This is a genomic window from Mesorhizobium sp. M1A.F.Ca.IN.020.06.1.1, assembly GCF_004023265.1.
Classification (GTDB): domain Bacteria; phylum Pseudomonadota; class Alphaproteobacteria; order Rhizobiales; family Rhizobiaceae; genus Mesorhizobium.
Genome location: NZ_RZSR01000854.1, coordinates 1 through 2,615 on the forward strand (window position 1 = coordinate 1; position 2,615 = coordinate 2,615).

The 2,615-nt window shown below is 65.9% G+C and carries 2 protein-coding genes; both read right to left on the bottom strand.

The annotated features are described in order from the left end of the window. Positions 1–261: GNAT family N-acyltransferase (locus EOA60_RS28035; protein ID WP_164899588.1), on the bottom strand; the 261-nt coding region annotated here is incomplete at its 3' end. A gap of 198 nt (positions 262–459) precedes the next feature. Beyond that, positions 460–2,615 (bottom strand): PAS domain-containing sensor histidine kinase (locus tag EOA60_RS28040; RefSeq protein ID WP_164899587.1); only part of this gene is annotated, 2,156 nt, incomplete at its 5' end.

Consider the following 2,615-nt stretch of genomic DNA (forward strand, 5'->3'; position numbering starts at 1 on the left):
AACCAGGAGATGATCGCAGAGCGGGTCGAAGCGGTCGGCATCGCGCCGATCCTGCGCCTGGAACAAATCCTTCCTCGCGCCGAGCTCGTCATAGAATACCCGATAACGCACTTCCTGGGCGGCGGCGATCTCGGCCCCGTTGCGGGCGAGCCGCACTTCCAGGTTGCCGATGCGGCCCAGCGGTGCGCCGCTTGCGAAAGCGTCGGCGGCACGCGCGCCGAGAAGGGCGCTGGCGTTCGGCCGAGTATCGCATTCAGGCATGACTGTATGCACGAGTGATTCTCCTTCGAGCCATCCCTCTTGGCACGGGGATACGGTGTAGGTGCAACAGGATTGTGACAGTACCGTGATACGGCGATCCCGGCAATACTTCGTCGGCTGGGCAATACCCTCAACCGGCTATCTTATGGCTGCGAAAGCCAAGCAATCCAAGGCGTTCCGGAAAGTCTAAAAAATTCGTTACGCCGCTGCCTGGCTCTCGACGGCCTGGACGAGCGCATCGGGGTCGAGAGGCTTGGTGACGAAGCCGCTGGCGCCGTGGGCCAAAACCGTGTGGCGCGTCTTTTCCTGGCTGTCGGCGGAAAGCACCATGATCGGGATCGGCGGCACGGCAAGCGCTTCCTCATGGCGGCGGATGGCGGCGATCGCGTCCAGCCCGTCCATCACCGGCATGTGGAGATCCATCAGCACGACATCGAAACGATGCTTGAGGCCGGCGTCGGTGACGGCTTCGACCGCGGCCTTGCCGTTGCTGACGATCTTGACGCGATGTCCAGCCTTGAGCAGCGTGGCGCGGGCAAGCATCGCGTTGATGTCATTGTCCTCCGCGATCAGCACGGACAGGCCCTTGTCGCGGCGGCGGACGGACGCGGTGCCGCGCGGTTCCGACCGCGGCTCGGCGGGTGCCGGCACATGGCTGGTCAACAGCACGCGCAGCAGCGTTTCGCCGCGCACCGGCCGGGCGAGGAACGTCGCGTAGCCGTTGGCGCGGAATTCGCCAAGCATGCCGCGATCGGCGGGTGCGATCAGGGTGATGGCCTGGCAGTCGACAAAACCGCTCTGACGCAGCCGCTTGAGCAGGCGGCCGTCGCTGTTCTCGAGCGCGGCGTCGACCAGAAGCACGTTGCAGCCGGCGGCGAAGGCAATGGCCTGGTCCGGCGTGGCCGCGATCTCGACGGCACCGCCATGCGCGTGGATGGTGCGAGCGATGGCATCGGCCTCGACGGCATTCTTGGACACGATCACCGCGCGTCGGCCCGAGAGGATGTCCCGGCGATACTGTGGCGGTTGGGTTGCCGCGGTCGCCGGAATGTCGAAGACGAATTCGGATCCCTCGCCTAGCCGGCTCGAAACCGAGATCGTGCCGCCCATGGCGATCACCAGGCGCTTGGAGATGGCGAGGCCGAGACCGGCGCCGCCGTGCACCCTGGTCGAAGTACCGTCGGATTGCTCGAATTCCTCGAAGATGCGCTCCATATCCTCTTCGCGCAGCCCCGGACCGGTGTCGGCGATGGTGAAGCGGATGCGGTCGGTGCTCTCGGTGCTGGCGCGCGCGACGGTAAGCAGCACGCCGCCTGTGTCGGTGAACTTGACGGCATTGCCGATGAGGTTGAGCAGCACCTGGCGCACGCGACCGGGGTCGGCGGTGATCATCTGCGGCACGTCGGGTTCGACGTGACAGCCGAGGCCGATGGTCTTGGAGAAGGCCTTCGCGGCCAGCAGCTCGATGATGTTGTCGGCGATCTCACGCAGTGATGTCGGCTGCGGCTCGGGATCGAAGCGGCCGGCCTCGATCTTGGAGTAGTCGAGCAGATCCTCGATCAGCGCCAGCAGCGAGCTTGCGGAAGTCGAGACGGCGCCGACATAGGTACGCTGCTCGGGCGACAGGTCGGTGTCGGCAAGCAGCTTCGCCATGCCCATGATGCCATTCATCGGCGTGCGGATCTCGTGGCTGACGGTGGCAAGGAAGCGCGACTTGGCCTGGCTGGCGTATTCGGCCCGCTCGCGGGCGGTGATCAGCGACGATTCGGCGCGCTTGCGGGCGGTGATGTCACGGGCGATCGCCCGGTGCGAAACAGCACCGGTGTCCCTGTCCCGCACCGAGAGCTCGATCCAGGAGAACCAGCGCGGCCCGTTCGGCGTGCGGATGGCGACATCGGTGGAGCTCAGGCATTCATGATCCGAAAAGGCGGCCTCGGGCACGACGCCGACGTCGATGCCGAGCTCGGAAAGCGTCTTGCCTGCGAGGTCGCGCTGATCGATCTCGACGAGCGAGGCGAACACCTTGTTGGCGTAGACGATGTGGCCGTCGCGGTCGCGATGGACAACGAGGTCGCCGAGCGCATCGATCAGACCGCGAAAACGCTCTTCGCTCTCCTGCATCTCCCACATGCGATCGGCGAGGGTCTCGATCTCGGCGCGGCTACGGGCGGCCGTCTCGTCGAGAAGTGCGGCGGTGCGCCGCTCGGCGCGCTGGTTGCGCAGATGCATCATCAGGCCGCCCAGACCCGTCGCCAGGAGGCCTATGGTGATGAAGATCGGCGCTCCGGCGAGATGCGCCAGCCCGGCCAGGACGACTATGGCGACGATCGTCAGGAACGGCAGGCCTTCATGAC